At 70.3% G+C, this 25,144-nt stretch carries 24 protein-coding genes, 1 tRNA gene and 1 pseudogene; 13 read left to right on the top strand and 13 right to left on the bottom strand.

All coding sequences use genetic code 11. The annotated features are described in order from the left end of the window. Positions 1-10 precede the first annotated feature (10 nt). Complete coding sequence (locus tag RMN56_RS13780) at positions 11-2,410, bottom strand: M4 family metallopeptidase (RefSeq protein WP_313724167.1); 2,400 nt, start codon at positions 2,408-2,410, stop codon at positions 11-13. A gap of 171 nt (positions 2,411-2,581) precedes the next feature. On the opposite strand from RMN56_RS13780, the gene RMN56_RS13775 reads away from it, so the two are divergent. Continuing rightward, positions 2,582-3,034: a protealysin inhibitor emfourin gene (locus RMN56_RS13775; protein ID WP_313724166.1), complete on the top strand. Its 453-nt coding sequence runs from the start codon at positions 2,582-2,584 to the stop codon at positions 3,032-3,034. Between the two features lie 127 nt (positions 3,035-3,161). Here RMN56_RS13775 and RMN56_RS13770 read toward each other — a convergent pair whose 3' ends face one another. The 4 genes from RMN56_RS13770 to RMN56_RS13755 all read right to left on the bottom strand — a co-directional run bounded on the left by RMN56_RS13770 (position 3,162) and on the right by RMN56_RS13755 (position 5,616). Next, positions 3,162-3,773, bottom strand: a complete 612-nt coding sequence (locus RMN56_RS13770) for a histidine phosphatase family protein (RefSeq protein WP_313724165.1) — start codon at positions 3,771-3,773, stop codon at positions 3,162-3,164. Between the two features lie 68 nt (positions 3,774-3,841). Further along, on the bottom strand, positions 3,842-4,261 hold the full coding sequence (locus tag RMN56_RS13765; RefSeq protein ID WP_262282778.1) for a VOC family protein: 420 nt from the start codon (positions 4,259-4,261) through the stop codon (positions 3,842-3,844). Positions 4,262-4,336: 75 nt separating this feature from the next. Then, positions 4,337-4,765 (bottom strand): helix-turn-helix domain-containing protein, encoded by a 429-nt coding sequence (locus tag RMN56_RS13760; protein ID WP_313724164.1) that lies wholly within the window; start codon positions 4,763-4,765, stop codon positions 4,337-4,339. Beyond that, positions 4,762-5,616, bottom strand: coding sequence for a sigma-70 family RNA polymerase sigma factor (locus RMN56_RS13755; RefSeq protein WP_313724163.1), 855 nt, complete (start codon positions 5,614-5,616; stop codon positions 4,762-4,764). Before RMN56_RS13755 ends, RMN56_RS13760 begins: the two co-directional genes overlap by 4 nt. Positions 5,617-5,758: 142 nt before the next feature. Between RMN56_RS13755 and RMN56_RS13750 the strand changes: the two genes are divergently transcribed. Beyond that, positions 5,759-6,223 (top strand): carboxymuconolactone decarboxylase family protein, encoded by a 465-nt coding sequence (locus RMN56_RS13750; RefSeq protein ID WP_313724162.1) that lies wholly within the window; start codon positions 5,759-5,761, stop codon positions 6,221-6,223. A gap of 71 nt (positions 6,224-6,294) precedes the next feature. Here the strand turns inward: RMN56_RS13750 and RMN56_RS13745 are convergent, their stop codons facing one another. Then, positions 6,295-7,128 (bottom strand): oxidoreductase, encoded by an 834-nt coding sequence (locus RMN56_RS13745; RefSeq protein ID WP_313724161.1) that lies wholly within the window; start codon positions 7,126-7,128, stop codon positions 6,295-6,297. A gap of 103 nt (positions 7,129-7,231) precedes the next feature. On the opposite strand from RMN56_RS13745, the gene RMN56_RS13740 reads away from it, so the two are divergent. Next, positions 7,232-8,134: a LysR family transcriptional regulator gene (locus tag RMN56_RS13740; protein ID WP_313724160.1), complete on the top strand. Its 903-nt coding sequence runs from the start codon at positions 7,232-7,234 to the stop codon at positions 8,132-8,134. 142 nt (positions 8,135-8,276) lie between these two features. Further along, positions 8,277-8,741 carry a nuclear transport factor 2 family protein gene (locus RMN56_RS13735; RefSeq protein ID WP_313724159.1) on the top strand — a complete coding sequence of 155 codons (465 nt, stop codon included), beginning with the start codon at positions 8,277-8,279 and terminating at the stop codon, positions 8,739-8,741. Between the two features lie 23 nt (positions 8,742-8,764). Here RMN56_RS13735 and RMN56_RS13730 read toward each other — a convergent pair whose 3' ends face one another. Next, positions 8,765-9,451, bottom strand: a complete 687-nt coding sequence (locus tag RMN56_RS13730) for a TMEM175 family protein (protein WP_313724158.1) — start codon at positions 9,449-9,451, stop codon at positions 8,765-8,767. A gap of 84 nt (positions 9,452-9,535) precedes the next feature. Beyond that, entirely contained in the window at positions 9,536-10,273 is a 738-nt protein-coding gene (locus tag RMN56_RS13725; protein ID WP_313724157.1) for an SDR family NAD(P)-dependent oxidoreductase, read from the bottom strand. A gap of 133 nt (positions 10,274-10,406) precedes the next feature. On the opposite strand from RMN56_RS13725, the gene RMN56_RS13720 reads away from it, so the two are divergent. The 3 genes from RMN56_RS13720 (at position 10,407) to qcrB (ending at position 13,479) form a co-directional block, all read left to right on the top strand. Beyond that, positions 10,407-11,048 (top strand): TetR/AcrR family transcriptional regulator, encoded by a 642-nt coding sequence (locus RMN56_RS13720; RefSeq protein ID WP_313724156.1) that lies wholly within the window; start codon positions 10,407-10,409, stop codon positions 11,046-11,048. A gap of 30 nt (positions 11,049-11,078) precedes the next feature. Further along, positions 11,079-11,579, top strand: coding sequence for an HIT family protein (locus RMN56_RS13715; protein ID WP_313724155.1), 501 nt, complete (start codon positions 11,079-11,081; stop codon positions 11,577-11,579). Between the two features lie 268 nt (positions 11,580-11,847). After that, positions 11,848-13,479 carry a cytochrome bc1 complex cytochrome b subunit gene (gene qcrB, locus RMN56_RS13710; protein ID WP_313724154.1) on the top strand — a complete coding sequence of 544 codons (1,632 nt, stop codon included), beginning with the start codon at positions 11,848-11,850 and terminating at the stop codon, positions 13,477-13,479. Positions 13,480-13,604: 125 nt separating this feature from the next. Here the strand turns inward: qcrB and RMN56_RS13705 are convergent, their stop codons facing one another. After that, positions 13,605-14,444, bottom strand: a complete 840-nt coding sequence (locus RMN56_RS13705; RefSeq protein ID WP_313724153.1) for a helix-turn-helix transcriptional regulator — start codon at positions 14,442-14,444, stop codon at positions 13,605-13,607. Between the two features lie 103 nt (positions 14,445-14,547). Here RMN56_RS13705 and RMN56_RS13700 point away from each other — a divergent pair, with 103 nt between their 5' ends. After that, positions 14,548-15,255 (top strand): SDR family oxidoreductase, encoded by a 708-nt coding sequence (locus RMN56_RS13700; RefSeq protein WP_313724152.1) that lies wholly within the window; start codon positions 14,548-14,550, stop codon positions 15,253-15,255. Between the two features lie 1,400 nt (positions 15,256-16,655). On the opposite strand, the gene RMN56_RS13695 is transcribed toward RMN56_RS13700, so the two are convergent. Beyond that, positions 16,656-17,120 carry a hypothetical protein gene (locus RMN56_RS13695; RefSeq protein WP_313724151.1) on the bottom strand — a complete coding sequence of 155 codons (465 nt, stop codon included), beginning with the start codon at positions 17,118-17,120 and terminating at the stop codon, positions 16,656-16,658. 554 nt (positions 17,121-17,674) lie between these two features. On the opposite strand from RMN56_RS13695, the pseudogene RMN56_RS13690 reads away from it, so the two are divergent. The 3 genes and pseudogenes from RMN56_RS13690 to RMN56_RS13680 form a co-directional block, all read left to right on the top strand. Beyond that, a pseudogene (locus tag RMN56_RS13690) lies at positions 17,675-18,708 on the top strand (replication initiator); the annotation flags it as partial. A gap of 61 nt (positions 18,709-18,769) precedes the next feature. Beyond that, a complete protein-coding gene (locus RMN56_RS13685) occupies positions 18,770-18,937 on the top strand; it encodes an excisionase family DNA-binding protein (protein WP_313724150.1) in 168 nt (55 codons plus the stop codon). Then, positions 18,937-20,178: a tyrosine-type recombinase/integrase gene (locus tag RMN56_RS13680; RefSeq protein WP_313724149.1), complete on the top strand. Its 1,242-nt coding sequence runs from the start codon at positions 18,937-18,939 to the stop codon at positions 20,176-20,178. Before RMN56_RS13685 ends, RMN56_RS13680 begins: the two co-directional genes overlap by 1 nt. A gap of 73 nt (positions 20,179-20,251) precedes the next feature. On the opposite strand, the gene RMN56_RS13675 is transcribed toward RMN56_RS13680, so the two are convergent. Then, positions 20,252-20,328: transfer RNA gene (locus RMN56_RS13675), tRNA-Thr, on the bottom strand. A gap of 365 nt (positions 20,329-20,693) precedes the next feature. Here RMN56_RS13675 and RMN56_RS13670 point away from each other — a divergent pair. Continuing rightward, positions 20,694-21,785 carry an ABC transporter ATP-binding protein gene (locus RMN56_RS13670; RefSeq protein WP_313724148.1) on the top strand — a complete coding sequence of 364 codons (1,092 nt, stop codon included), beginning with the start codon at positions 20,694-20,696 and terminating at the stop codon, positions 21,783-21,785. A gap of 56 nt (positions 21,786-21,841) precedes the next feature. Here the strand turns inward: RMN56_RS13670 and rlmB are convergent, their stop codons facing one another. Beyond that, entirely contained in the window at positions 21,842-22,960 is a 1,119-nt protein-coding gene (gene rlmB, locus RMN56_RS13665) for a 23S rRNA (guanosine(2251)-2'-O)-methyltransferase RlmB (protein WP_313724147.1), read from the bottom strand. Then, positions 22,960-24,375: a cysteine--tRNA ligase gene (gene cysS / locus RMN56_RS13660; protein ID WP_313724146.1), complete on the bottom strand. Its 1,416-nt coding sequence runs from the start codon at positions 24,373-24,375 to the stop codon at positions 22,960-22,962. The genes rlmB and cysS overlap by 1 nt, the downstream gene beginning before the upstream one ends. Before the next feature lie 63 nt (positions 24,376-24,438). Here cysS and RMN56_RS13655 point away from each other — a divergent pair, with 63 nt between their 5' ends. Further along, complete coding sequence (locus RMN56_RS13655; protein WP_313724145.1) at positions 24,439-25,086, top strand: IclR family transcriptional regulator; 648 nt, start codon at positions 24,439-24,441, stop codon at positions 25,084-25,086. Positions 25,087-25,144 lie beyond the last annotated feature (58 nt).

Here is a 25,144-nt window from a genome sequence, read left to right as displayed (position 1 = left end):
GGCGGTCAGGTCAGGAGACGTTGACCGCGGTGTCGTCGACGACGAACGAGGTCTGCAGCGAGGAGTCCTCGGTGCCGGTGAACTTCAGGGTGACGGTCTGGCCGGCGTACGAGGCCAGGGAGAAGGACTTCTGGCTGTAGCCGGTGGCCTTGTTCAGGTTCGACCAGGTGGCCAGGGTGGCGAGCACGCCGCCGGACGAGTTGAGCACCTGCACGGTCAGCTTGTCGTACTGGACGCTCGTGGTGCTCTCGGACGAGTCGATGTGCAGCCAGAAGGTGAAGTTGTACGAGGTGCAGCCGCTGGGCAGGCTCACCGACTGGGCCAGCGTGTCGGTGTGGGTGCTGCCGTAGCCGTCCAGCCAGGCGTTCCAGGTGCCGGTACGCGGCGGCTGGCCGCTGGAGCCGTACTGGCCGATGACGCCCGAGGTGGTCGACCAGCCCGTGTTGCCGGACTCGAAGCCGGGGTTGCCGAGCTTCTGGCCGGCGCCGGTGCAGCCGCCGCCGGTCCCGTTCACGGTCAGCGTGTAGGTCGCCGAGTGGCTCACCGAGCCGGCGCCCATGATGGTCACCGAGTAGGTGCCGGACGGGGTACCCGCCGAGGTGGCGATGGTGAGCGTGGACGAGCCGCCCGAGGTCACCGCGGACGGGCTGAACGACGCGGTGGCGCCGGTCGGCAGGCCCGAGGCGGAGAACGTCACGGTCTGCGCGGTCCCGCTCGTGGTGGTCGTGGCGACGGTGGTGGAGATCGAACCGCCCGCGGTCACCGAGCCGGAGGTCGGGGAGAGCGAGACGGAGAAGTCGTTGCCGGTGGAGCCGCAGGGCGCGTCGTTGCCCGCCACGTTCACCGCGGTCCACGCAGCCTGGACGGTCCTGTACTCGGTGGAGCAGTTGCCGTACAGGTCGGTCGCCGCCTTGAGGGTGTAGGCCCGGGCGGTGTTCGACGGGGTGGTGTTGTTGACGTACGAGGTGTTCGAGGTGAAGTACACGTCGAGCGCCCGGTACCAGATCTTCTCGGCCTTGGCGCGGCCGATGCCGGTCACCGCCGGGGCCGAGCCGCAGACCGGCGACGTGCCGTACGCGGTCGAGCCGGTGCCCTCGGCGAGGTTGAAGTAGAAGTGGTTGGCCACGCCGGAGGAGTAGTGCACGTCCTTGTTCTTCGTGCTGGTCGACCAGCACGAGTCGGACGAGCCGTCCAGCGACGGGTTGTACATGTAGCGCAGCGGTGTGCCGTTGCCGTTGATGTTGATCTTCTCGCCGACCTGGTAGTCACCCGGGTCGCTCGGCGCGGCGGCGTAGAACTCGACCATGTTGCCGAAGATGTCGCTGGTGGCCTCGTTGAGGCCGCCGGACTCGCCGGAGTAGACCAGGCCGGAGAGCGCCTCGGTGACACCGTGGCTCATCTCGTGGCCCGCGACGTCGAGCGAGACCAGCGGGCGGGAGTTGCCCGAGCCGTCGCCGTAGGTCATCTGGGCGCCGTCCCAGAAGGCGTTGACGTAGTTGTTGCCGTAGTGCACCCGGCTCGGCACGCCCGTGCCGTTGCCGAAGATGCCGTTGCGGCCGTGCGTGTTCTTGAAGTAGTCGAAGGTCTTCGCGGCGCCGAAGTGGGCGTCGACGCCGGCGGACTGCCGGTTCGAGTTGGCGCCGTTGCCCCAGTTGTTGTCGGGGTCGGTGAAGGTGGTGCAGGTGCCGCCGGTGCTGTTGTTCATGTCGCAGGTCCGGCCGTTGCCGTGCGCCGGGTCCACCATCTGGTAGGTGCTGCCGGAGAGCGTCGTGTCGATGCTGACCGTGCCGGTGTAGATGCCCTGGCCGCTGCCGACGACCTTCTCGATCTCGTCGTAGGAGCCGATCACGTTGCCGGTGGTCGCGTCCGTGATGACGTGCAGCCGGGAGGGCGTCTGCTTGTCCGCCTGCCAGCCGGTGGCGACGGTCTCCCAGGCCAGCCGGCCCCGGCCGGAGCTGGCGTCGACGAAGAGCTCCGGCGTGCCCACCGCGGTGAGCGAGCCGGAGAACGCCTTGCGCGCGCTGGCCTTGGCCGCGGCCGCGCCCACCTTGGCGGTGGTGCCCAGCGTGAGCGGCGCGGCCAGGCCGACTGACGTCCCGGCCAGCGTCCCGTTCGGGGCGGTGTGGACGACGAAGTCCCCGCCGTAGACGCGCAGGCCGTGGTAGGTCCGGGCGTAGCGGGTGTGGGTCGCCCCGGAGGCGTCCACCTTCGTGCGGACGGCCTGGTACGCCTCCCCGGCGGTGCCCTGGACGGCACCGGGGTTGGCGCGGAGCAGGCTCTCCGCCCGGGCTGCGGCGGCGGACTCGGGGGACGGTGCGCTCGGGGGTGCCGCGTACGCCGTGGTGGTGACGCAGGTCAGCACGCCGCTGGTGAGCAGCGCTGCGCTGACGGCGGCGAGAGATCTTTTCACGGGCCCTCCTGAAGGGGGGAAGTTGTGACGGGGGTAGTCACTGATGTAGATATAGCGATACATCGAAGAAGGTGAAAGGGTGCGAGCGCTTTCCTGCCGGAGACACTGACCGTTCGGACGATGCGACGGAGCGTGTCGGAACCGGGTGGCCCCGCCGTGCGTCCGATCGGCATGAGAGCCATCCCCGTCGCGGCGACCCTCCTCGCCGCGCTTCTCACCCCGCTCGCCGGCTGCGCCCGGGACGGCGGGGCGCCCGCGTCCGGCGGCCCGGCGCCGGCCACCGCCGTGCCGGTGGTGCTGACGAAGTCCGGCGGCATCGTCGGGCTCAACGACACCGTCACGGTGCAGCCCGACGGCCGGTGGACCCGGATCGACCGGGCCGGCGCCTCCCGCACCGGCCGGCTCAGCGACGCCGACCTCGACCGCCTGCGTCAGCTCACCACCGACTCGCGGCTGGCCGCCGAGGCCGTCGCCACCGTCCCGGCCACCATGTGCGCGGACGCGTTCAGCTACCGGCTCACCGTCGGCCCGACCACCACCGGGTACGTGGACTGCCCACCCCAGGCCACCCCGCCGCCCGCCACCGCGGCCCTGGTCGACCTGCTCACCCGCGCCACCAGCTGACCCCACCCCACCCCACCTCGCCCCGCCCCGCCCCGGCCCGCCCCACCTCGGCGATCATGAGGTTGGCGGCGCGGAATGTCCGATTCGATGCCGCCAACCTCATGATCACCGGCGCGGCGGCCGGGGTTCAGAGGCGGTAGGCCGGGGGGAGGCCGGTGGCGCGGAGGTCCGGGGGGAGGTGGGCGACGTCGTTGAGGGCGATCAGGGTGGGCGGGGCGGCGGGGGTGTAGCGGATGACGGTCAGGCCGGCGTTCTGGTGGTTCAGGCCGATCCACCGGCGCTCCGGGGCCTCCAGGGCGTGCCGGACCAGCCAGGCGACCAGGAAGTTGTGGGTGACGATCAACTCGCGTACGTCGCCCTCGGCGGGCGCGGTCGCGAAGCGGGAGACGGCCTCCGCCGTCACGCGCGGCCCGTCGAGTCGCTCCCGCTCGGTGAAATCCGCCAGGAAGGCCGCGTACGGCTCGGGCAGGCCGGCCGGATCCGTGTCGTGCGGCATGTGGTCCCCGGCGCGGTCGTCCTCGTACACCGGGACGCCCGGCAGCGCGGCGGCGACCAGCGCGGCGGTCTCCGCGGCGCGGCGGGACGGTCCGTGGTGGACCGCGGCGAAGTCGATGCCGCGCAGGCGCTCGCCCAGCAGCGTCGCCTGCTGTCGGCCACGCGCCGACAGGCCGGTGTCCGCCTCCTCCTCCGGTCGATCCTGCTCGGCGTGCCGGACCAGGTAGAGCAGTCGGCTGGGCACTCGGGTCACCTCCAGGGTCGGGAGACGCGAGACTAGCCGCCGACTCCCGACCCCGGGGCCCCCGCCGGTCAGGCGCGGGGGTGCATCTGGCCGATGCGGATCCGGTTGCCGAACGGGTCGCGGATGCCGAAGTCGATCCCGTACGGCCGCTCGGTCGGCTCGTCGGTGATGTCCACGCCCTTGGCCACCAGGTCCTCGTACGCCTTGCGCGCGTCGTCGGTGGTGAGGCAGAGCCAGCCGCTCATCGCGCCCTTGGTCAGCAGCTCGCGGACCCGCTCGGCGGTCGCCGGGTCGAGGGCCGGCGGGCCGGGCTTCTCCAGCAGGATCTCGTGCTCCGGGTCGCCGGGCACGTTGACCGTGAGCCACCGCATGAAGCCGAGGTCCTGGTCGGTGTTCACCTCGAGGCCGAGCTTGCCGACGTAGAAGTCGAGCGCCTCGTCCTGGTCGAGAACGTAGATCTGGGAGCGGGAAATCGAGGTCATCGTCATGCCCGAAACGCTAGAGCAGCCCGCTGACCTGCTGCTTATCCAAAAGTGACCGGTTCACCGGCGACCGCCTCCGGGTCACCCTGCGGCGTTGCCGTTGCGGCCGGTGACCGCGGGGCTCGGCCGCATCCACGCCTTGGTGAAGCAGCTCGGCACGGCCACCCCCGCCGTTCGGCGGCGCCGGTAGGCCGACGGTGACTCGCCGACGATGTCGTGGAAGGTCCGGCTGAACGTGCCGAGGCTGCCGAAGCCGACCAGGTGGCAGATCTCGGTGACCGGCTGGTCCGTCTGCACCAGCAGGTACATGGCGCGCTCGACGCGCCGCCGCTGCAGGTAGCGGTGCGGGGTCTCGCCGAAGGTGGCCCGGAAGGTGCGGATGAAGTGCGCCGGCGAGACGTGCGCGATCCGGGCCAACGCCGGCACGTCGAGCGGCTCCGCGTACGCCCGGTCCATGGCGTCCCGGGCGCGCAGCATCGCCCGGTTCGACTCCTCGACGGCCCGGCTCATCCCCCCACCACCAGGTCGAGAGCGCGGAGCTGGTCGGGGTCGGCCACCGACTCGATGCCGATGATCCGGTCCGTGACCGTGAAGCTGACCGCGAGGCGGACCCGCCCGTCCACGACGATCACGGCACCGGGCAGCCCGTCCACCAAGGCGGGGACGGCGGCCTGGGCCCGGCCGTTGAAGAAGCCGGCGACCGCCGAGGAGCCGCGCGACTCGGCGAGGCCGCCCATCCGCACCGCGGTGGCGTCGCCGCGCATCACCACGTACGGGTCGAGGAGGGTGACCAGGTCGTCGAAGCGGCCGTCCCGGGAGGCGGCGAGGAACGCCTCGACCACCCGGCGCTGGCGGGCGGGGTCGACGATCGGGTCGGCCGAGCGGGCCTGCACCCGGCGGCGGGCCCGGCTGGCGATCTGCCGCACCGCCTGGGCGCTGCGGTCCACCACCGGCGCGATCTCCTCGAACGAGACGGCGAACATGTCGTGCAGCACGAACACCAGCCGCTCGGTGGGGCCGAGGGTGGTCAGCACGACCTCCAGCGCCTGGCCGACCGACTCGGCGAGCAGCGCCTCCTGCTCCGGGTCCCGCCCGCCGGCCGCCTCACCCGCCCCGTCGGTGGCCTCCTCGTGCCGGACGCTGGCCGAGCGCAGCCGGTCCAGGCAGACCCGGCCGACCGTGGTGGTCAGCCAGCCGGGCAGGTTGTCGATGGCGCCGACATCGGCGCGGCTCAGCCGGAGCCAGGTGTCCTGCACGGCGTCGTCGGCCTCGGCGGCCGAACCGAGCATGCGCTGGGCCACCGCGCGCAGGCGCGGGCGCTGCTCCTCGAAGCTGCGGACCAACAGGTCGGTGTCGCTCACGGCCTCGCCATCCCCCACGGCCCCAGGTGACCGCGGTCACATCTGTCACGCCGCCGGTCCGGCCCTCGACAACCAGATGACGGACGACGACAGCGGCCGCGCGGCGAACGCCGGCCAGCGTAACAGGACAGGACGGATGAAAATGTCTCTCGACGCTCGCATCCAGAACCCGGCGGCTCTCCTCCCCGACGCCGTGAAGGCGGTCAACCTGCTCTACAAGGCCGCGCACTCGGCCGGCGTGCCGGCCACCACCCTGGAGTTGGTCCACCTGCGGGCCAGCCAGATCAACGGGTGCAGCGCCTGCGTGGACTCCGGGGCGCGCAACGCCCGCAAGAACGGCGAGACCGAGGAGCGGCTCTTCGCGGTGGCCGTCTGGCGGGAGACGCCGTACTTCACCGACGCCGAGCGGGCCGCGCTCGCCCTGGCCGAGCACGCGACCCGGCTCGCCGACCGGAGCGACGCCGTGCCGGACGCGGTGTGGGACGAGGCGGCCCGGCACTTCGGGGAGAAGGAGCTGGCGGCGCTGGTGCTCTGGATCGCCACCACCAACTTCTTCAACCGGATGAACGCCACCACCCGGCAGCCGGCCCCGCAGAACTGGGGCTGACCGGCGACCGGCCCGGGGCGGGGGTGTGCGCACCTCCGTCCCGGGCCGGGTCCGCGCGTGCACGGCTACGGTCAGGCGACCGCCGTCGACCGGCTGGTCTCCTCCCAGGCGGCCACCTCGGTCAGCAGCGCCTCGTGGTGCTCGCGCAGCCCGTCCACCGCGTCATCGCCGAGCAGGAGCCGCAACGGCGGGCGGTCACTGTTCAGCACGGTCAGGATGGCCGCCGCGCCCTTCGCCGGGTCGTTCGGCTCGGCGCCCGACAACTCGTGGGTGAAGCGGCGGGTCGCCCCGGCCGTGTCCTGGTACGCCGCCGTCTGTGCGGTGACGTACTTGTTGTTGTTGAACTCGGTGCGGAACGCGCCCGGTTCCACGATCAGAACCCGTACGCCCAGCGGCGCCAGCTCGGTCGCCAGCGTCTCGGACATGCCTTCGAGGGCCCACTTGGCGGCGTGGTACGCCCCGAATCCCGGGTACGTCTTCTGGCCGCCCAGCGAGCTCATCTGCACGATGGTCCCGCTGCCCTGCTCGCGCATCAGCGGTACGACGGCCTTGGCGACCGCGGCCGCGCCGAAGAAGACCACCTCCATCTGCTGGCGCAGCTCCGCCATGGTGACCTCCTCCACCGCACCGAGGACCAACGAACCGGCGTTGTTGACCAGTACGTCGATCCGGCCGTGGGCAGCGAGCGTGGCCTGGACCGCGGCGTCGATCGAGGCCGGGTCGGTGACGTCCAGCGCCGTCGTGGTGATCCGGTCCCGCTCCGCCAGGTCGGCCAGGGTCTCCGGCCGGCGGGCGGTGGCCATCACCCGGTCGCCGGCGGCCACCGCCGCCAGCGCCAGTTCCCGGCCGAAGCCGGAGGAACAGCCGGTGATCAACCAGACCCGGCCCTGCGTGTCGTCCTGCATCTTCCTGCTCCCGTTACGTGTGGTCGTGAACAGGAACAATGCTGCTGGCGGGGGGTCTGGCGCGGCCAACACCGGTTACCTGCCACGGCGGTAGTCTCGGCCTGTGACCCCCGATCTTCGGCAGCTCCGGTACTTCGTGGCCGTCGCCGAGGAGTCGAGCTTCACCCGGGCGGCCAGCCGCCTGATGATCACGCAACAGTCGCTCTCCCAGCAGGTCAACGCGCTGGAACGGATCCTCGGCACGAAACTGTTCAACCGGGACAGCCGGGGCACCCGGCTCACCGATACCGGGGCGCTGTTCCTGCCCGAGGCCCGCGCGGTCCTGGACCGTGCCGACGAGGCCGTAGCCGTGGTCCGGCGGGCCGTCCGCGGCGAGACGGGCCGGCTCCACCTGGCGTTCCTGGCCACCACGGCGAACCACCTGCTGCCGCCGGTGGTCCGGGCCGCCCGGGAACGCCTCCCCGACCTGGAGCTGGTCACCGAGGAGACCACCATCGCCCCGCTGGTCGAAGGCGTGCTCAGCGGCCGGTACGACCTCGCGTTCACCCGACCGCCACGGGTCCCGGGCCTGGCCGCACGGACCATCGCCACCGAACAGGTGTGCGTCGTCCTGCCCGAGGGGCATCCGCACGCCGACCGCACCGAGCTGACCCTGTCCGAGCTGGCGGGCGAACGGTGGGTCATGACTCCACGCAGCTCCTGGGAACCCTGGCACCGGGCGTTCGACGAGAACTTCCGCGCCGCCGGGTTCACCCCGGACATCGTCGCTCGGGACGCGAGCGTGCAAGGGCTGCTCGGCCTGGTCGCGGCCGGTGTCGGGATCACCCGGCTCGGCTGGTCGGCGCACAACCTGCGGCGCACCGGTGTGGTGTTCGTACCGTTGGCCGGGGAGTTCGCCACCACCGAGATGGTCTGGCTGGCCGACAATCCCTCGCCGGCGCTGCGCCGCGTGAGGGACGTGGTGACCGAGCTGGCCGCCACGACCGACCTCACCGCCACCGGCTGAGTGCCCGCGACCGGCAGTCCACAGGCTGCGGCTGCCGCCGTGCCAGGTAATCCGTGTTGGCCGGTTCGGCCCGAACCGGACCAGTATCGTCCTGGTCAATACGGATCGGGATCACGGTCCCGCAGAAGCGCGAGGAACCACCATGAGCAACCCCAATCATTCCCCCGAGCAGGCCGCCGATCGGGTGGCCCTCGGCGAACTGGTCGACGCCTACGCCCGCCTGGCGGACCGACGCGACGCCCCGGGGCAGGCCGCGCTCTTCACCGCCGACGCCCGCGTCGCCGTGTACGACGGCGAGCCCGACACGACCGAGCCGACGCAGGTCCTGAACGGCCGGGACGAACTGGCAGACGCCTTCGGCGCGCTGCGGACCTACGACCGGACGACCCACTTCAACGGTCAGCGCACGGTGACCATCGACGGGGACCGCGCCACCGGAGAGACGTACTGCCTGGCGCACCACCTCTGGACCGAGGAGGGCCAGCGCACCCTCATGGTCATGTCGATCCGGTACCACGACACCTTCGTCCGCCAGGACGGCCGCTGGTTCTTCGCCGAACGCAAGCTCATCACCGACTGGATCGATCGCCGGACCTCGACGCCGTAGGGCCACGGACGGCCGGTGGCGCGTCAGCCCCGGCGACCGGTCCGGACCCACCGGAGCGCTCCGGGGCGGAGACCCTCGCTGGTGACACCGTGATAGATGATCATCACGATGATGCCGAGGAGTCCGAGCAGCGGGTTCACGATCCAGCCGAGCAGCCCGGCCAGCCCGTAGAGAAGAAGGCCGGTGATCGGGCGGGCCTCCTGCGCGTGAACGTGGTCCTGGTCGATGTGTCGGGCGCGCAGCGTCGGGTGACGGCGCAGGTAGGCGAAGAACACCAACCAGGGCGCCGACATGAGCGCCGCCGCGAGCGCGTACATGACGACGGCGACCCGGAGGTCGTCGCTGTCGCCGTCGACGAGCGCCGACGCCAGAACCGCGGTCGGAAACGGGATGATCACCACGCCGAAGAGGATGGCGATGTTGATCCAGCTGAGGGCGAGGGTCGTGCCGCGGACCATGCGCAGCAGCGCGTGGTGGTTGAGCCAGAGGACGCCGATGTAGATGAACGACACCGTGAACGCCAGGTAGGACGGGCCCTCCCTGAGGAGCGACGCGAGCAGCTCGCCCTGGTGGTATTCGGGCACCCGCAGGTCCAACACCAGCAGGGTGATGACGATGGCGAAGACACCGTCGCTGAACGCCGCCAGCCGGCCGATGTCGGCCAGACGAGCGGAACCTCCCGGCGGAGCCTCCTCGGGACCTGCGGCCACTGCCGCACGCTAACAGCGCGGGGACCGTGGGCGGGATCGATCACCGAAACCGTTCCCGCCCCGGCGCGTCGGCCGCGGCCCGGCTCAGCGGGTCTGGTCGGTCGGTCGAATCAGGATCTCGTTGACGGCGACGTGCTCCGGCTGGGTGAGCGCGTACCGGACCGCGGCGGCGACGTCCTCGGCCTGCAGGGTCCGCATGGAATCCGCCATGTCCCGCGCCGCGGCCCGCATGGTCGGGTCGGTGAGGTGACTGGTCAGCTCGGTCGCGACGAATCCGGGCTCGATGACGACGACGCGCACCCCCTGCGCGGTGACCTCCTGCCGCAGCGCCTCGGAGAAGGCGTTGACGCCGAACTTGGTGGCCGCGTAGACGCCGCTCGCGGCCGATGCCGTGCGGCCCGAGGTCGAGGAGATCTGCACCACCGCACCCCTTGTCGAGAGCAGGTGCGGCAGGGCGGCGTGGACCGCGTACATCGAGCCCAGCAGGTTCGTCTCGACCATGCGTGTCCACTCCGCGGTGTCCGCCCCGAGGATCGGGCCGCTGAGCATGACGCCGGCGTTGTTCACCAGCACGTCGAGGGTTCCGAAGCGCGCCACCGTCGCCGCGACCGCGTCCCGCACCGACTCCGGGTCGGTGACGTCCAGGTCGAGGGCCAGCATCTCGCCGGGGGCGTCCCCGGTGAGGGCTCGCAGCCGGTCGGCTCGCCGGGCGCCGACGGCAACCCGAGCGCCCGCGCCCGACAGGGCCAGCGCCGTGGCCCGGCCGATGCCCGACGAAGCGCCCGTGACCAGGACGCCCTTTCCTTCCAGAGGGTTGTTCACGTGTTCTCCCCAGGTTCGCGGTCCGCGGCCCACAGCCGGCGGACCAAAGATGACCGGTCGGTCAGTTTCACCGTAGCAGCTAACCTGACCGACCGGTCATTTTGTGTTAGGGTCCACAGGGAGGGAGACGCGCATGACCGAGACGACCGGCACCGCCGGCCAGCGAGCGGACCTGGTGCGCAACCGGCGCCTCCTGCTCGGGGCCGCGACCGAGGCCTTCGCCGAGCGCGGGGTGGAGGTGTCGATGGGCGAGATCGCCCAGCGCGCCGGCCTCGCCAAGGGCACCGTGTTCCGGCACTTCGCCTCGAAGGACGACCTGCTCGCGGCGATCATGCTCCAACTGCTCGACCGGCTCACCGGCACCGCCGACCGGCTGCTCCAGGCCGACGACCCGGCGCTGGCGCTCCGCGAGTTCATGACCAGCGGCGTCGAGGCGCTCGCCACCGACCGCGCGTTCTGCGAGGTCGTCGGGCGCCCCTCACTGCAACATCCCGAGGTACGCGAGGCGATCAACCAGCTCTGCGAGGTCGCCGAGGCGCTCACGGCCCGGGCGCGGGAGCACGGCGCCGTGCGCGACGACGTCACGGGGACGGACATCGTGCTGCTGCTCGGCGGCATCCACCAGACGGCGGCGCCACTGCTGGCCGCTCAGCCGCAGGCCTGGCGCCGCTACCTCGAACTGGCCCTCGACGGGTTGCACGTGCCGAACCCCCGCGCACTGCCGGAGCAACCGCCCCGCCACCTCCCGCTCGACGACCCGCCGGAGGCCGGCTGACCCGGGACCCGGCCGGCCTAGTCTCCCCGCATGGCGAACCAACCCCGGAAGGTCACGTTCGACGTCGAGCGGTACGCACGCCGGGTGAACGAAGGGCCGTGCTTCGTCTGCGCGTTCGTCGCCGGTGATCCGGACTACCGGCACCACGTCGTCCACGAGAACGACGACACCATCACCTTCCTCGGCCGCTACCCGACGCTGCTGGGCTACTGCCTCGTCGCGCCGAAGCGCCACCTGGAGAGCTGGGTGCACGACATGGAGGAGCCCGAGTTCCTCCGCTTCCAGGGCACCGTGCACCGGGTCGCGCGTGCCATCGCGGCGACACAGCCGACCGAGCGGATGTACTCGATGAGCCTCGGCAGCCAGCAGGGCAACGCCCACCTGCACTGGCACCTCGCACCGCTGCCCCCCGGGGTGCCGTACGAGCAGCAGCAGTTCCACGCGGTGATGGCGCAGAACGGCGTCCTGGAGGTCGACGACGACACCCAGGCCGCCATCGCCCGGAACATTCGCCGCCGCCTCGAGGGTTGAACGGCTGCCGCCGCGAAACACCTGAGGGGAATGGAGCCCCCCGGCGGGGATCGAACCGCCGACATCTCGCCTACCAGCTCGGTGCGCTCCGTCCAGCAGGGTCCGTCCACGTCTGCGACCACGGGCGTAGTCCGGATCTTGGTGACCGCAGAACCGGAAGCGTCGCTTGCCCTATACGGGCATTTCGTCCGCGCACCCGACCGTAATGCGGCAGTCTGGGGCAATGTGCAGGTAGGCAACGCCGAGGTGAAGTACTTCTGGGAGTGCCATGAAGCGCCGAAAGTTCGATGCGGCCGCGCTGCCGGCCAAGACCGCCGGGGCGGTGGACGACCGCTTCCAGGTGGCCACCCCGCTGCGGGGACTGCTGAACAAGGTCTTCCCGGACCACTGGTCCTTCCTGCTGGGCGAGATCGCGCTGTTCTCGTTCGTCGTTCTGCTGCTGACCGGTGTCTTCCTGACCTTCTTCTACGAGCCGGCGATGACCGAGGTGGTCTACGACGGCAGCTACGCCCCGCTGCGGGGCACCCCGATGTCGACCGCGTACGCCTCCAGCCTGGACCTGTCGTTCGAGGTCCGGGGCGGTCTGATCATGCGGCAGATGCACCACTGGGCGGCTCTGCTGTTCATGGCCTCGATCGTGGTGCACATGCTGCGGGTCTTCTTCACCGGCGCGTTCCGCAAGCCGCGTGAGGCCAACTGGATCGTCGGCTCGCTGCTGTTCTGGGTCGGCTTCCTGGCCGGTTTCACCGGCTACTCGCTGCCGGACGACGGCCTGTCCGGCACCGGTCTGCGGATCGCCTCCGGGATCATCCTGTCGATCCCGGTGATCGGCTCCTGGGTCAGCTCGTCGATCTTCGGTGGCGAGTTCCCGGGCACCATCATCATCAGCCGCCTCTTCATCGTCCACGTGCTGCTCATCCCGGCGCTGCTGGTGGCGCTGATCAGCGTCCACCTGGGCCTGCTGTTCAAGCAGAAGCACACCCAGTGGCCCGGCCCCGGCCGGACCAACGAGAACGTGGTCGGCGAGCGGTTCTTCCCCCGCTACGCGCTCAAACAGGGCGGCTTCTTCATGGTCGTCTTCGGCGTGATCGCGCTGATGGGTGGCCTGTTCCAGATCAACCCGATCTGGTACTTCGGCCCGTACGAGGCGTGGGTGGTCTCGTTCGCCAGCCAGCCCGACTGGTACGTCATGTTCCTCGACGGCTCGACCCGCCTCATGCCGGCGTGGGAGATCTCCATCCCGATCGGCGGCGGGTACGTCATCCCGCCGATCTTCTGGCCGACGGTCGTCCTGCCGGGCATCCTGATCGCGATCTCGCTGTTTTACCCGTTCCTCGAGGCGCGGCACCTCAAGGACTACCGGCACCACAACCTGCTCCAACGGCCCCGGGACGTTCCCGCCCGGACCGGCGCCGGCGCGATGGCCGTGGCGTTCTTCCTCGTGCTGACCGTCTCCGGCGCCAACGACGTCATCGCCGACAAGTTCTACATCAGCTTGAACGCGATGACCTGGGCCGGCCGGATCGGTCTGCTGGTCCTCCCGCCGCTGGCCTACTACCTCGCGTACCGGATCTGCCTGGGCCTGCAGCAGCACGACCGGGAGGTGCTGGCCCACGGCGTGGAGACCGGCATCATCAGGCGGCTGCCCGACGGCCGGTTCGTCGAGATCCACCAGCCGCTCACCCCGGTCGACGGGCACGACGGGCACGGCCCGACGCTCGACTACGCCGCCTGGGTCGTCCCCAAGAAGATGAACCGGCTGGGCGCGCTCGGCCCGGCGATCCGGGGCTTCTTCTACCCGATCGAGAAGCCGGCCGACGGAGCGGTCTCGCCGGGGCACCCGCCGGTCGAGCCCCGACCGGAGCGGGAGGAGATCAGCAGCGGCGAGAGCCGCCGCTGACCCGCCCGACACATCTGACCGTGGCGCCGGGATGGCCTGCCCGACGGCGCAGCTCCATGCCCGCGTATCGCTCTCGACGTGAGTGCGGCACGTCGAAGAGAGCGGCGATCTGGTCGAGTGGGCAGCTATCCGACCAGTGCCTGGGTGCCGAGCACGGTGAGCAGGGCGAGACGGTCGGCGTCCTCGGTCCCGGGCTCGGCCGTGTAGATCATGATGCGCAGATCGCTGCCCGCCACAGTGAGCACGTCGCAGTCCAGCGTCAGGGGGCCCGCGTGCGGATGGTCGATGGTCTTCCGTGCCGCCTCATGACGGCCAACAGTGCCGGAATCCCACAACTTCGCGAACCGGTCGTTGTTCGCGCGCAGCTCCGCGACCAGCTGCCGTAGCTGCTGGTCGGCCGGATAGCAGCCCGTGGCCGCACGCAGGTCGGCAACCAGCGCCGTCTCGAACGCTCGCAGGGATTGCGGGGTGTGGCGGGCTCGAGTACCCGGGCCGAGAAAATGCCGCCACACCGCGTTGCGCTGGTTGCCACGCCATCCGGACGGATCACCCATCAACGCCGCGTACGGCGGATTGGCCAGGAGCAGCGTCCAGGACGCGTCGTAGACGCCGACGGGTGTCCCGGTCAGCCTGTCCAGCAACCGCTGGACGCTCGGGGTGATGTAGGCGGGTACCGTTTCCGGACCCGGCGGTGCCAGCCCGGCCAGCCGGAACAGGTGTGCGCGCTCGGTTGCCGACAGCCGCAAGGCCCTGGCCAGGGCTTCGACGACCTGCGCCGACGGATTGGACGCGCGGCCCTGTTCGAGGCGGGTGATGTAGTCGACGGAGATCCCGGCCAGCAGGGCAAGCTCCTCACGACGCAGTCCGGCCGTACGTCGGTGCCCGCCGGCGGGCAGCCCGGCGGCCTCGGGCGAGACCCGGTCGCGCCAGCGGTGCACCGCCGGCCCGAATTCCGTCGTCGTCATGCTCACCAGTGTGCACCGCTCAGTTGTGGTGTTGCCTGGTCCTGGCAGTCCCAGGAAGACGGGACGACTGGCCGACCGCACCGCCCGGCCGGAGCCTGGAGGCATGGCAACAACATTGATCACCGGAGCGAACAAGGGACTCGGCTTCGAGACCGCCCGTCGACTCATCGCAGCAGGTCACACCGTCTACGTCGGCAGCCGGGACGCCGAACGCGGGCGCCGCGCCGCCGAGCAGCTGGGCGCACGGGCCGTCCAGCTCGACGTCACCGACGACGCGTCCGTGGAGGCCGCAGCGAAGGCCATCGAGGCTGATGGAGGGCTGGACGTACTGATCAACAACGCGGGCATCGAGAGAAGGGGTGCCGGCAACATCGTGATCGGCGCCGCAGACGTGACCGCCGACATGATGCGGGAGACGTTCGAGACGAACGTCTTCGGCACGGTCCGTGTCACCCACGCGTTCCTGCCGCTGCTGCAGCGTTCGGCCGCCCCGGTCATCGTCAATCTCAGCAGCGGCCTGGCCTCGCTGGCCCGGGTCACCGAAGCGGGCACCCCGACGTACGCCTACCCGGGGGTCGCCTACCCGGCGTCGAAGACCGCGGTCAACATGATCACCGTGCAGTACGCGAAGGCATTCCCGAACATCCGGATCAACGCCGTCGAGCCCGGCTTCACCAAGACCGACCTGAACGGGAACACCGGTATTCAGACTGTCGAGCAGGGCGCCGAGATCATCGTCCGCATGGCGCAGGTGGGCCCCGACGGCCCCACCGGGGGCTACTTCGACGCCGAAGGCCCCCTCCCCTGGTAGGAGGCAGGTGGAGGAAACCGGCCTGGTCGACCCTCGCACACGCGGGGCCGGCCAAGCCGCAAAAGCTCTGCGGACACCGCCAGTGACCGCGAGTGGTACCGGCTTCTCGCCGTCTCGCGGCGGCCACCGCCGCGAGATGCCTGATGGAATTGGAGCCCCCGGCCGAGATCGAACCGGCGACATCTCGCTTACGAGCTCTGTGCGGATCGTCCGACGTCGTCTGTCCGCGTTCGCGACCTCGGGCGACTGTCCGCACGCTTCCGCCGACGGGCGCCCTCGTCCATGCCGGTTGCTGTCGCCGTTGCTGTCAACAGTTCCACCCGATCTAGCTGTCGTTCCAAGTCCCATGACCCGTTGGGGTGCCGGTTCGTGCAGTTCCGCTGGAAGTAGGAGCGCCAGCCTCTCGACCTACCGCGCGGTTCCCGGCGGCGGCTCCTGACCTGCTGAAACGCCTTCCGTGGGTTTCCAGCATCTGCCGCCGTTACTCGCCCTCGGTTGTGCCGGATCCGTGCCCGGCGATCAGGAGGCGGTCCGGCTTCCGCGGCTCTTGCCCTCCTCGCCTCGTGCTAAGAACCCCCGGGCACCGTAGCGATGATCGTGAGCACGTGTACGTGCTCACGATAGGCTTGGCGGCACCGACGTGTACCGATACCTACAGTTGGACCCTTCGCAACAGCGAGAAGCAGTTGACTGGAAGGACGCATGGATCATCCGGGTCGATCAGATGCGCGACTAGGGATCTTGCTCGCGGAGTTTGGCGCTCTCCGAGACCAGATCCAACAGCTCTCTACGGCGACTCACGCCACGGTAGCCCTGCAGCTGACTGCAACGGGGGCGATTGCGGGTTTAGTTCTTGCGCAAAATGCGGACACAAGCTTGCTCTTGCTTGTTCCAGCCATCTCATCGGCGCTTGCCTTGGTCTATGCCGATCTTATCAACCGGGTGAGGGTCACTGCCCGGTATATCAACGACCGCCTTCGCCCTTTGGCAGCCGAATACGGTGATGATGACCGACTGTTTCAATGGGAGGAGTACAACCGAACCCATCGTCCGAAGCTGAGCACCTTTGGATCTGTCGGACTATCAGCGACCGTCATCTTCCCAGGCGCCTCTATGGTTGCCCTTATCGCCGTACTTTCATCGCTTCGAGGTTGGGAGTGGGTTGCATGGTCCGGTGCTTTTTGCTTCCTGCTGCTCCAGGTAGGTGTATGGTTCGTCCAATTCCGCGCATCGATGTGGTGGAAGGCACCCCGCAAGTACGGATGGGTTTTGGGCCGTCTTGGGCTAATCCGAAGAGGCCAGTGATGGTCGGGTCTGCCCCGTTTGCGTGTGGCGTCACGCCTGCAATCAGTACTCGTGAAGCCCTCCGGCCGTCCCGGCGACTGGCTTACCCGATGGTTTCAGTCGTAAAAGAGCTGTTCGAGATCTTCGATCGAGCCTGGCCCGGTCAGGAAGCCCTCGGCCTTGGCGATCGCGTCCTCCGGTGGCGGCCCGCCCCCTCTGAGGAGCTGCTTCATCCATAGCTCGCCCTGCTCGCCGATCGCGTAGATGCCGGAGAGTAGCTCGGCCATGCCCGCAGGCTGTGGCGGTCTCTGTCCGACGACGGGTTGGAGTTCCCATCGACCAGCTCGGGCAGCCAACCGGATCACCCCCGCCCAGTTGGCGATCCGCCCGATACGCACGTGCCACGGGTCCTCGGTAAACGGGGCCAGCCGCCCACCGTGCAGCGCGTTGGTGGCGGCCCTGATGTCCTTCATTACCGGTTGTTCCACTGCATCGCGGACCCAGCGTCCCTCCTGCGCTTCGTCGAAGGCAGCGGAGAGCCACACCCAAGCGCCGTCGAACCGATCCGCGAATGCGTCCACGGATACAGGTTGCCATCCGGGACGTTGTCGGCCGTCGGACGTTCCGCACTCCCAGCTTCGCCGGAGCAGCAACCATGCGACTTGGGGGCTACCGCATGGCGAGACAAGATCGTCTAGCCGGACATGTCACCCACGTCCCGAGACTGATCTGTCACGCACGTCCTGAGACCCGACACGGCCGGCAGCCGACTGTCCGACTCCGTTGATGCTCACGGTGGCTTCACTTGATAGGTGACCTCCGAGGGCCGGGATATCGATGTGCGAGGGTGACCGCTGACGCGCCGATCGCAGCAGTCCTCAGAGTTCTTTGGGCCGCCAGCCGTCCAGGCACCTGCCTGCGAGCGCGAGTGACTCAACGTCCTCATCGCTTTTGTCCGACTCCGAGGCGGAGGACAACAGCTCACTGCGTATCCGATTTTCCGAACCAAGCAGATCAATCAGCCCGTCCCAGTAGAGACGGCGCTCTACAGTCACTTTGGATGAACCCATTACCGATGGACGGTTCCCCAATCCTGGCTCCAGGAACCAGATTTCGCTCTCGCTCTTCTACGCTCATGGTCACCGCCCCCGGCAAGACACGGAAGGTCGCCCCGGTCCGGCTGTCGCCTGGGAAGGTCGCCGAGCTCCAGGCGCGGGGAGCGGTGCACTTCCACGCCATCGCCCGCCTCGACGGCGTCAACCCCGACGACCCGGACGCGGTCGTCCCGCCACCGGCCGGGTTCACCGTTAACGACCTGGTCGACACCTTCCGGCACGCCGCCGAACAGATCGCCTTCCACACCCCGCCGCACCCCGACCGGCCCGAAGGATGGCTCATCACCTGGGGCGAGCAGCTCGACATCCGCCCCATCACCACTGGCCTCGACGGAGAAGTCACCGACGGCATGGTCGCCGGATACCTTGCCAAGTACCCACCAAGAGCACCAAGGCCACCGGGCACACCTCCACCCGACTCACCGCCGACACCATCGACGACTACGCCGACCCCGACGGCGACCACACCGCCCGCCTCATCGACGCCTGCTGGCGCATCGGCCGACCTACCGGAACCCCGATCCCGCTGTCCCAGCGGCCGCGCGAGCCACGGCCCGGGCCCGGCTACGTCGAGCGCTGGGAGTGTCCCGACTGCGGCACCCACACCCGCTACGCGGCCTGCCCCGTCTGCATCGCCCAGCGTCAAGCCGTCCTTGACGCCGAACCCACGAAACCAGCGACGGCCAACCCATACGCGCGGCTGCGGCGCTGGGCGCACATGCTCGGCTACGGCGGCCACTTCCTCACCAAAGGCCGCCGCTACTCGGTGACCTTCCAACTCCTACGCGACACCCGCATCGCGTACCGGCGGCACGAGGACCAGGCCCACGAGCACACGACCGCCGGCGGCCCACCGGTCGACCAGGTCGCCGAGGACACCACTCTCATCGTCGGCACCCTCACCTTCGCCGGGGTCGGCTGGCACACCAGCGGAGACGCCCTCCTCGCCAACACCGCCGCCGCCCTCGCCCGCGAGCGACGAACCACCGGCCGCGAAGAACTCGCCCACGAGCTCGCCACCACCCCGGCCGCTGCCGCGCCGGCTGCCGCCTGACCACCGCCCGTCACACGAGGAAGGCCGCCCGTTGGACAACCCGACTCCGATCACTCCTCGCGTGCTGCGCGTCGAGGAGGCTGCCCGAGCACTCGGCATCAGCCGTTCGCTCACCGATGACCTGATCCGCTCTGGCCGGCTGCGCTCCTTCAAGGTCGGCAGCCGCCGCCTCATCCCGGCCACAGCCATAGACGAGGCGATCGCCACGCTCACGGAAGAAGCCGCCTGATGACCAAGCAACCCAAGTCCCGCCAATCCCCCGCCCGCCGCAACCCCAACGGCGAAGGCTCCATCTACCAGCGCGCCAGCGATGGCCGCTGGGTCGGACAGGCATACGTCCTCATCACGGACGGCAGTCGTAAGCGCAAGTTCGTCTACGGAGCCACCTGGGAGGAGGCCCACGCCAAGCTCACCGAGCTCAAGTCACGATCCCAACGCGGCATCCCCGTGTCCGATCGGGCCTGGAAGCTCGCCGATTACCTGCCCTACTGGCTGGCCGCCTACGTCACTGACCTCAAGCCCACTACCGCACGGGGATACGAGAGCGCCGTACGTCTGCACTTGATCCCCGCACTCGGCACCAAGCGCCTCGATGGCTTGCAGGTACAGCACGTCAAGGCGTTCATGGACGACTTCCGGCGCAAGTGCCTCTGTTGCACCAATGGCCTCGACAAGATTCGTCCTGCTGACCGGCGGTGCTGCTCCGTTGGCCGCTGCTGCCAGAGCTACCCCAGCGCGCGACAGATTCAGTTCGTGCATGCGGTGCTGCGCAACGCGCTCCAACACGCCATGCGGGAGGAGCTGGTGTCCCGCAACGTCGCCAAGCTCGTCCGGGTTCCCTCGCCTCGCTACAAGGTCGGTAAGGGTCTGTCCGTCGACCAGGTGCGCAAGATCCTCGCTGCCTCTGCTGGTCACCGGCTCCACGCGCTCTACGTCGTGGCCGCCACGATGGGCCTCCGGCGCGGTGAACTGGTCGGGCTCCGCTGGTCGGACGTCGACCTGGACGAAGGCACCCTGCGGGTTCAGCAGACCGTCCAGCGAGTGGCGGGACAGCTCCACGTCCTGGACGCCAAGACCGAGGACTCAGAGGCAGTGTTGCCGCTGCCCGAGGTCACCTGGCTCGCGCTGCTTGAGCACCAGGAGCGCCAGCAGGCCGAACGGGCTGCGCTCGCCGAGGTCTGGGAGGACCACGGCCTGGTCTTCCCCTCCGAGCGGGGCACCCCGTTGGAGCCAACCAACCTCAGCCGCTCGTTCGCTCGGCTTCGAGAGACCGCCGGTCTGCCCGGTGTCCGCCTGCACGACCTGCGACACACGGTCGTGTCGCTGCTGATGGAGCTGGGCGTCCCGCCGCACGTCGTCCAGGCCATCGCCCGGCACGCAGACGTGAAGATCACCCTTAAGGTCTACGCTCACGCCAACCTTGATGCGATGCGTCAGGCGCTCGGCAAGCTCGACGGGCGGCTGTCATGAACCGCGTTGCTGTCAGCGTTGCTGTCATCGGGATATCTCGCGACGGCCACCGCCGCGAAACGCCTGATGAAATTGGAGCCCCCGGCCGGGATCGAACCGGCGACATCTCGCTTACAAGGCGAGTGCTCTGGCCAGCTGAGCTACAGGGGCGCGTGGTCCGGGGTCAGCATAGCGACTGAGGGCCGGTAATCCCGTTCAGCAGGGCTCCCGAGCACGGAAAACGTCAATTTCCCGACCTCGGCACCACCGGATCGTCGCCCATGGGGCCTCCGGACCGTGGAGATTGATGCCTGCCCGTGCCCTGGTGACCGTTATGCGTTATGCCCTCGATCCCATCGACCGCACCCCGTCTTGGCAGGCTCGCGAAACCCGTTTACGGTGCAGTGACACGGACGACACTCCGGTTGGCCTCGGCTGCCGGTCGACCGCCCGTCTGGCCGGCACCTCGGGTGCCGGTCGCTCCTTCCACTCGGATCGTCCGGCACGTTCCTGCCGGTGAAAGGAAGCGCTCCACCATGGCTACGGTCACGTACGCGAAGGCCTCCCGGATCTACCCGGGCACCGAACGCCCCGCGGTCAACCAGCTCGACCTCCAGATCGGCGACGGGGAGTTCCTCGTCCTGGTCGGCCCGTCGGGTTGCGGCAAGTCCACCAGCCTCCGGATGCTCGCCGGCCTGGAGGACGTCGACGACGGCGCGATCTACATCGACGACCGGGACGTCACCCACCTCCCGCCGAAGGCCCGCGACATCGCGATGGTCTTCCAGAACTACGCCCTCTACCCGCACATGACGGTGTACGAGAACATGGCGTTCGCCCTCAAGCTGCGCAAGACCTCGAAGTCGGAGATCGACCGGCGGGTCAAGGAGGCGGCCGGGCTGCTCCAGCTGGAGGAGTTCCTCAGCCGCAAGCCGAAGGCGCTCTCCGGTGGCCAGCGCCAGCGGGTCGCCATGGGTCGCGCGATCGTCCGCGAGCCGCAGGTCTTCCTCATGGACGAGCCGCTGTCGAACCTCGACGCCAAGCTCCGCGTGCAGACCCGTACGCAGATCGCGTCGCTCCAGGCCAAGCTCGGCGTCACCACCGTCTACGTCACCCACGACCAGGTCGAGGCCATGACCATGGGTCACCGGGTCGCGGTCATGCTCGACGGCGTCCTGCAGCAGGTGGACACCCCCCGGGCGCTCTACGACACCCCGGCCAACGTCTTCGTCGCGGGCTTCATGGGCTCCCCGGCCATGAACATCAAGACCGTGCCGCTGACCGACAACGGCGCCGCGTTCGCCGAGCTGAACGTGCCGCTGACCCGCGAGCAGGTCGAGGCGGCCCGCGCCGAGGGCGGCGACGGCAAGGTGACCGTCGGCTTCCGTCCGGAGGACTGCGACCTGGTCAGCCCGACCGAGGGCGGCATGCCGGTCGTGGTCGAGCTGGTCGAGGACCTGGGCTCCGACGCCAACGTCTACGGCCACGCCGCGCTGGAGGGCCACAACGAGCGGTTCGTGGTCCGCACCGACCGGCGCACCATGCCGAACATGGGTGACACCGTGTTCGTCAAGCCGCGCACCGGCCGCAGCCACGTCTTCCACGCCGCCACCGGCAACCGGATCTGACGTACGCGAGGAAAGGGGCGGCCCGCCACGGCGGACCGCCCCTTTTCGTGCCCTTGTTACGCCTCGACGGCGCGGCGGCGGGCGACCTCGGCGAGGGTGACCGCGGCGGCGACGCTGGCGTTGAGCGACTCGACGTCGGAGACCATCGGGATGCTGACGGTCAGGTCGCAGGTCTCCCCGACCAGGCGGGACAGCCCGCGCCCCTCCGAGCCGACCACCACGACCAGCGGGCCGACCGCAGCCTCCAGGTCGTAGAGGTCGGTCTGCCCGTCGGCGTCCAGGCCGACCACGATGAAGCCGGCGTCCTTGCACGCCTTCAGTGAGCGGGTCAGGTTGGTGACCTGCGCGACCGGCACCCGCGCGGCCGCGCCGGCGCTGGTCCGCCAGGCGGTCGCCGTGATCCCGGCGGCCCGCCGCTCGGGTACGAAGACGCCCTGCGCGCCGAACGCGGCGGCCGACCGGATGACCGCGCCGAGGTTGCGCGGGTCCGTGACGCCGTCGAGCGCGACGAGCAGCGGTGCGGCCTGCTCCAGCGCCGCCGCCATGAGGTCCTCGAACGGCTCGTAGGCGAAGGGCGGCACCTGGAGGCCGACGCCCTGGTGCAGCACGCCGCCGGTCATCCGGTCCAGCTCTGCCCGGCTGATCTCGAGGATCGCGATGCCCCGGTCGGCGGCGGTGCGGATGATCTCGTTGACCCGGTCGTCGATGTCGATGCCCTGGGCCGTGTAGAGGGCGGTCGCCGGCACCTGGGCGCGCAGCGACTCCAGCACCGGGTTCCGCCCGACCAGCAGCTCCGGGCTGTCCTTGACCGGGTTCGACTTACGGCCGGGGGCGACCCGGGGCCCGGACCGGCCGGCGGGCTTGCCGCCGCGGCCCTTCGCGGCGGGGACGCCCCGGCCCCCGCCCCTGCCCCAGGTGGTGTCCTTGCTGCCCGGCTGGCCGATCTTGGGGGCGCGCCCCTCCTCGGCCGCCGCGCGGCGCTCCTTGTCCTGCTTCCAGGCGGTGCGCTGGGGCAGTTTCTCGGTGCCCGAGTAGGCCTTGTGCCAGGGCCGCTCGTCGGCGGGGAGGGTGCGGCCCCGGCCGGCGAGGGAGTCCTTGTTCTTACCACCGGAGCCCTTGGGGGCACCCGACTTCGGCGTCAGTCGCCGGCCACGGCGCTGCGAGTTGCCGGCCATCAGTCCTGCTCTCCAATAGTCCAACGCGGGCCCTGGGGGGTGTCCTCGACGACCACGCCGGCCTGCTTGAGCTGGTCGCGTACGGCGTCGGCGGCGGCCCAGTCCTTGCGGCTGCGGGCCTGGGCGCGCTGCTCGAGGGCGAGCGCGATCAGGGAGTCCACCACGCCGCGCAGGTCGTCCGCGCGGCCGCCGCCGGTCCAGACCGGGTCCAGGGGGTCAACGCCGAGGATATCCAGCATGGCCCGGGTGGCGGCGAGCGTCGTGCGGACGGTCACATCGTCGCCCGCGGTCAGCGCGGTGTTGCCGTCCCGGACCACCTCGTGCAGCACGGCCAGGGCGGCCGAGGTGTTGAGGTCGTCGTCCATCGCCGCGACGAAGCCGGCCGGCAGCTCGCCGAGCTGCCCGGCGCCGACCCGCTCGGCGGCCCGCTGCACGAAGCCCTCGATCCGCCGGTAGGCGACCGCCGCCTCGCGCAGCGCGTCCTCCGAGTAGTCGATGCGGGACCGGTAGTGGGCGGCGGCGTAGTAGTAGCGCAGCTCCACCGGGCGCACCCCGAGGGACTCCACGTAGTCGAGGTCGAGGGTGTTCCCCAGCGACTTGCCCATCTTGGCGCCGCCGATGCTGAGCAGGCCGTGGTGCACCCAGTAGCGGGCGAACGGCAGGTCGGCGGCCTGCGACTGGGCGATCTCGTTCTCGTGGTGCGGGAAGGTCAGGTCGAGCCCGCCGCCGTGGATGTCGAACTCCGGCCCCAGGTAGCGCCAGCACATCGCCGAGCACTCGATGTGCCAGCCGGGCCGGCCCCGGCCCCACGGCGACGGCCAGTAGGCGTCGGCCGGCTCCTCCGGCTTGGCGCCCTTCCAGAGCGCGAAGTCGCGCGGGTCCCGCTTGCCCCGCTCCGGGGCGTCCCCGGCGGACTGCATGTCCTCCGGTGACTGGCCGGACAGCGACCCGTAGGCCGGCCAGGAGGCCACGTCGAAGTAGACGTCGCCGGAGCCGTCGGTGGCCGGGTAGGCGTGACCGGTCTCGATGAGCCGGGCGATCAGCTCGTGCATCTCCGGGATGTGTCCGGTGGCCCGCGGCTCGTAGGTCGGCGGCAGGACGTTCAACGCCCGGTAGGAGTCGGCCAGGATCTGCTCGTTGTCGTACGCGATCGACCAGAACGGCCGCTCCTGCTCCGTCGCCTTGACCAGGAGCTTGTCGTCGATGTCGGTCAGGTTGCGGATGAAGGTGACCTCGTAACCGGACACGGTGAGCCAGCGGCGCAGCACGTCGTAGTTGACACCCGAACGAAGGTGGCCGATGTGCGGCGGGGCCTGGAGGGTGAGACCACACAGGTAGACCCCCACCTTGCCGGCTTCCCGCGGGACGAAGTCCCGCACCGTACGGGTGGCGGTGTCATACAGGCGTAGCGTCACCGTACAAGGGTAGCCGTCCGCGCATTTCGGGGTAGGCCGGAGCCGGGTCGTACGCTGCGTGCTGTGGACACGGCGGCACGTGCGGGAGAAACGGCGCAGACCCTGGACCGGGGGCTGCGGCTGCTGCACCTGGTCGCCGACGCGCCGGGCGGGCTGACCGTCACCGAGGCGGCGAACCGGCTGGGCATCGGCCGGGCGGCCGTCTACCGGCTGGTCGGCGCGCTGACCGACCACGGCATGCTGCGCCGCGACGGTGCGGGCCGGCTCCGGCTCGGCGCCGGCGTGCTGCACCTGGCCCGGCGAGCCCAGCCGCTGCTCGCCGAGGGGGCGCTGCCCGCGCTGCGCCGGCTCGCCGAGCAGGCCGGGGCGACCGCCCACCTGACCGTGGTCGAGGGCGGCGAGGGGGTCGCCCTCGCGGTGGTCGAGCCGACCTGGACCTCGTTCCACGTGGCGTACCGGACCGGATCGCGGCACCCGCTGGAGCGGGGTGCGGCCGGGCGGGCCATCCTGGCCGGGCGGGCGGGTGCCGCCGCCCCGGTGAGCACCAGCGGCGAGCTGCAGTCCGGGGCGTACGGGGTGGCCGCCCCGGTGCTCGGCGTGCCGGGCCTGGAGGCGAGCGTCGGGGTGGTCTCGCTGACCCCGCTCGACGTCACCGAGGTCGGCACCCAGGTTGCCGCCGCCGCCGAGTCGATCGCCGCCGCGCTGTCCTGACCGGCTCTGCCGGCCCGGCCGGGTGGCGTTGTGCCGTGTGGCCGGGAGCCGCTAGCAC

Source organism: Micromonospora halotolerans (genome assembly GCF_032108445.1).
Lineage (GTDB): Bacteria > Actinomycetota > Actinomycetes > Mycobacteriales > Micromonosporaceae > Micromonospora > Micromonospora halotolerans.
The sequence above is the reverse complement of the archived record's forward strand: the minus strand, read 5'-3'. Positions and strand labels throughout refer to the sequence as shown.

Excerpts from the sequence above, each read along its gene's own strand:
- RMN56_RS13775 (WP_313724166.1), top strand. The coding sequence starts at position 2,582 with ATGAGAGCCATCCCCGTCGCGGCGACCCTCCTCGCCGCGCTTCTCACC.
- RMN56_RS13765 (WP_262282778.1), bottom strand. The coding sequence starts at position 4,261 with ATGACGATGACCTCGATTTCCCGCTCCCAGATCTACGTTCTCGACCAG.
- RMN56_RS13760 (WP_313724164.1), bottom strand. The coding sequence starts at position 4,765 with ATGAGCCGGGCCGTCGAGGAGTCGAACCGGGCGATGCTGCGCGCCCGG.
- RMN56_RS13750 (WP_313724162.1), top strand. The coding sequence starts at position 5,759 with ATGTCTCTCGACGCTCGCATCCAGAACCCGGCGGCTCTCCTCCCCGAC.
- RMN56_RS13745 (WP_313724161.1), bottom strand. The coding sequence starts at position 7,128 with ATGCAGGACGACACGCAGGGCCGGGTCTGGTTGATCACCGGCTGTTCC.
- RMN56_RS13735 (WP_313724159.1), top strand. The coding sequence starts at position 8,277 with ATGAGCAACCCCAATCATTCCCCCGAGCAGGCCGCCGATCGGGTGGCC.
- RMN56_RS13720 (WP_313724156.1), top strand. The coding sequence starts at position 10,407 with ATGACCGAGACGACCGGCACCGCCGGCCAGCGAGCGGACCTGGTGCGC.
- RMN56_RS13715 (WP_313724155.1), top strand. The coding sequence starts at position 11,079 with ATGGCGAACCAACCCCGGAAGGTCACGTTCGACGTCGAGCGGTACGCA.
- qcrB (WP_313724154.1), top strand. The coding sequence starts at position 11,848 with ATGAAGCGCCGAAAGTTCGATGCGGCCGCGCTGCCGGCCAAGACCGCC.
- RMN56_RS13705 (WP_313724153.1), bottom strand. The coding sequence starts at position 14,444 with ATGACGACGACGGAATTCGGGCCGGCGGTGCACCGCTGGCGCGACCGG.
- RMN56_RS13700 (WP_313724152.1), top strand. The coding sequence starts at position 14,548 with ATGGCAACAACATTGATCACCGGAGCGAACAAGGGACTCGGCTTCGAG.
- RMN56_RS13680 (WP_313724149.1), top strand. The coding sequence starts at position 18,937 with ATGACCAAGCAACCCAAGTCCCGCCAATCCCCCGCCCGCCGCAACCCC.
- RMN56_RS13670 (WP_313724148.1), top strand. The coding sequence starts at position 20,694 with ATGGCTACGGTCACGTACGCGAAGGCCTCCCGGATCTACCCGGGCACC.
- rlmB (WP_313724147.1), bottom strand. The coding sequence starts at position 22,960 with ATGGCCGGCAACTCGCAGCGCCGTGGCCGGCGACTGACGCCGAAGTCG.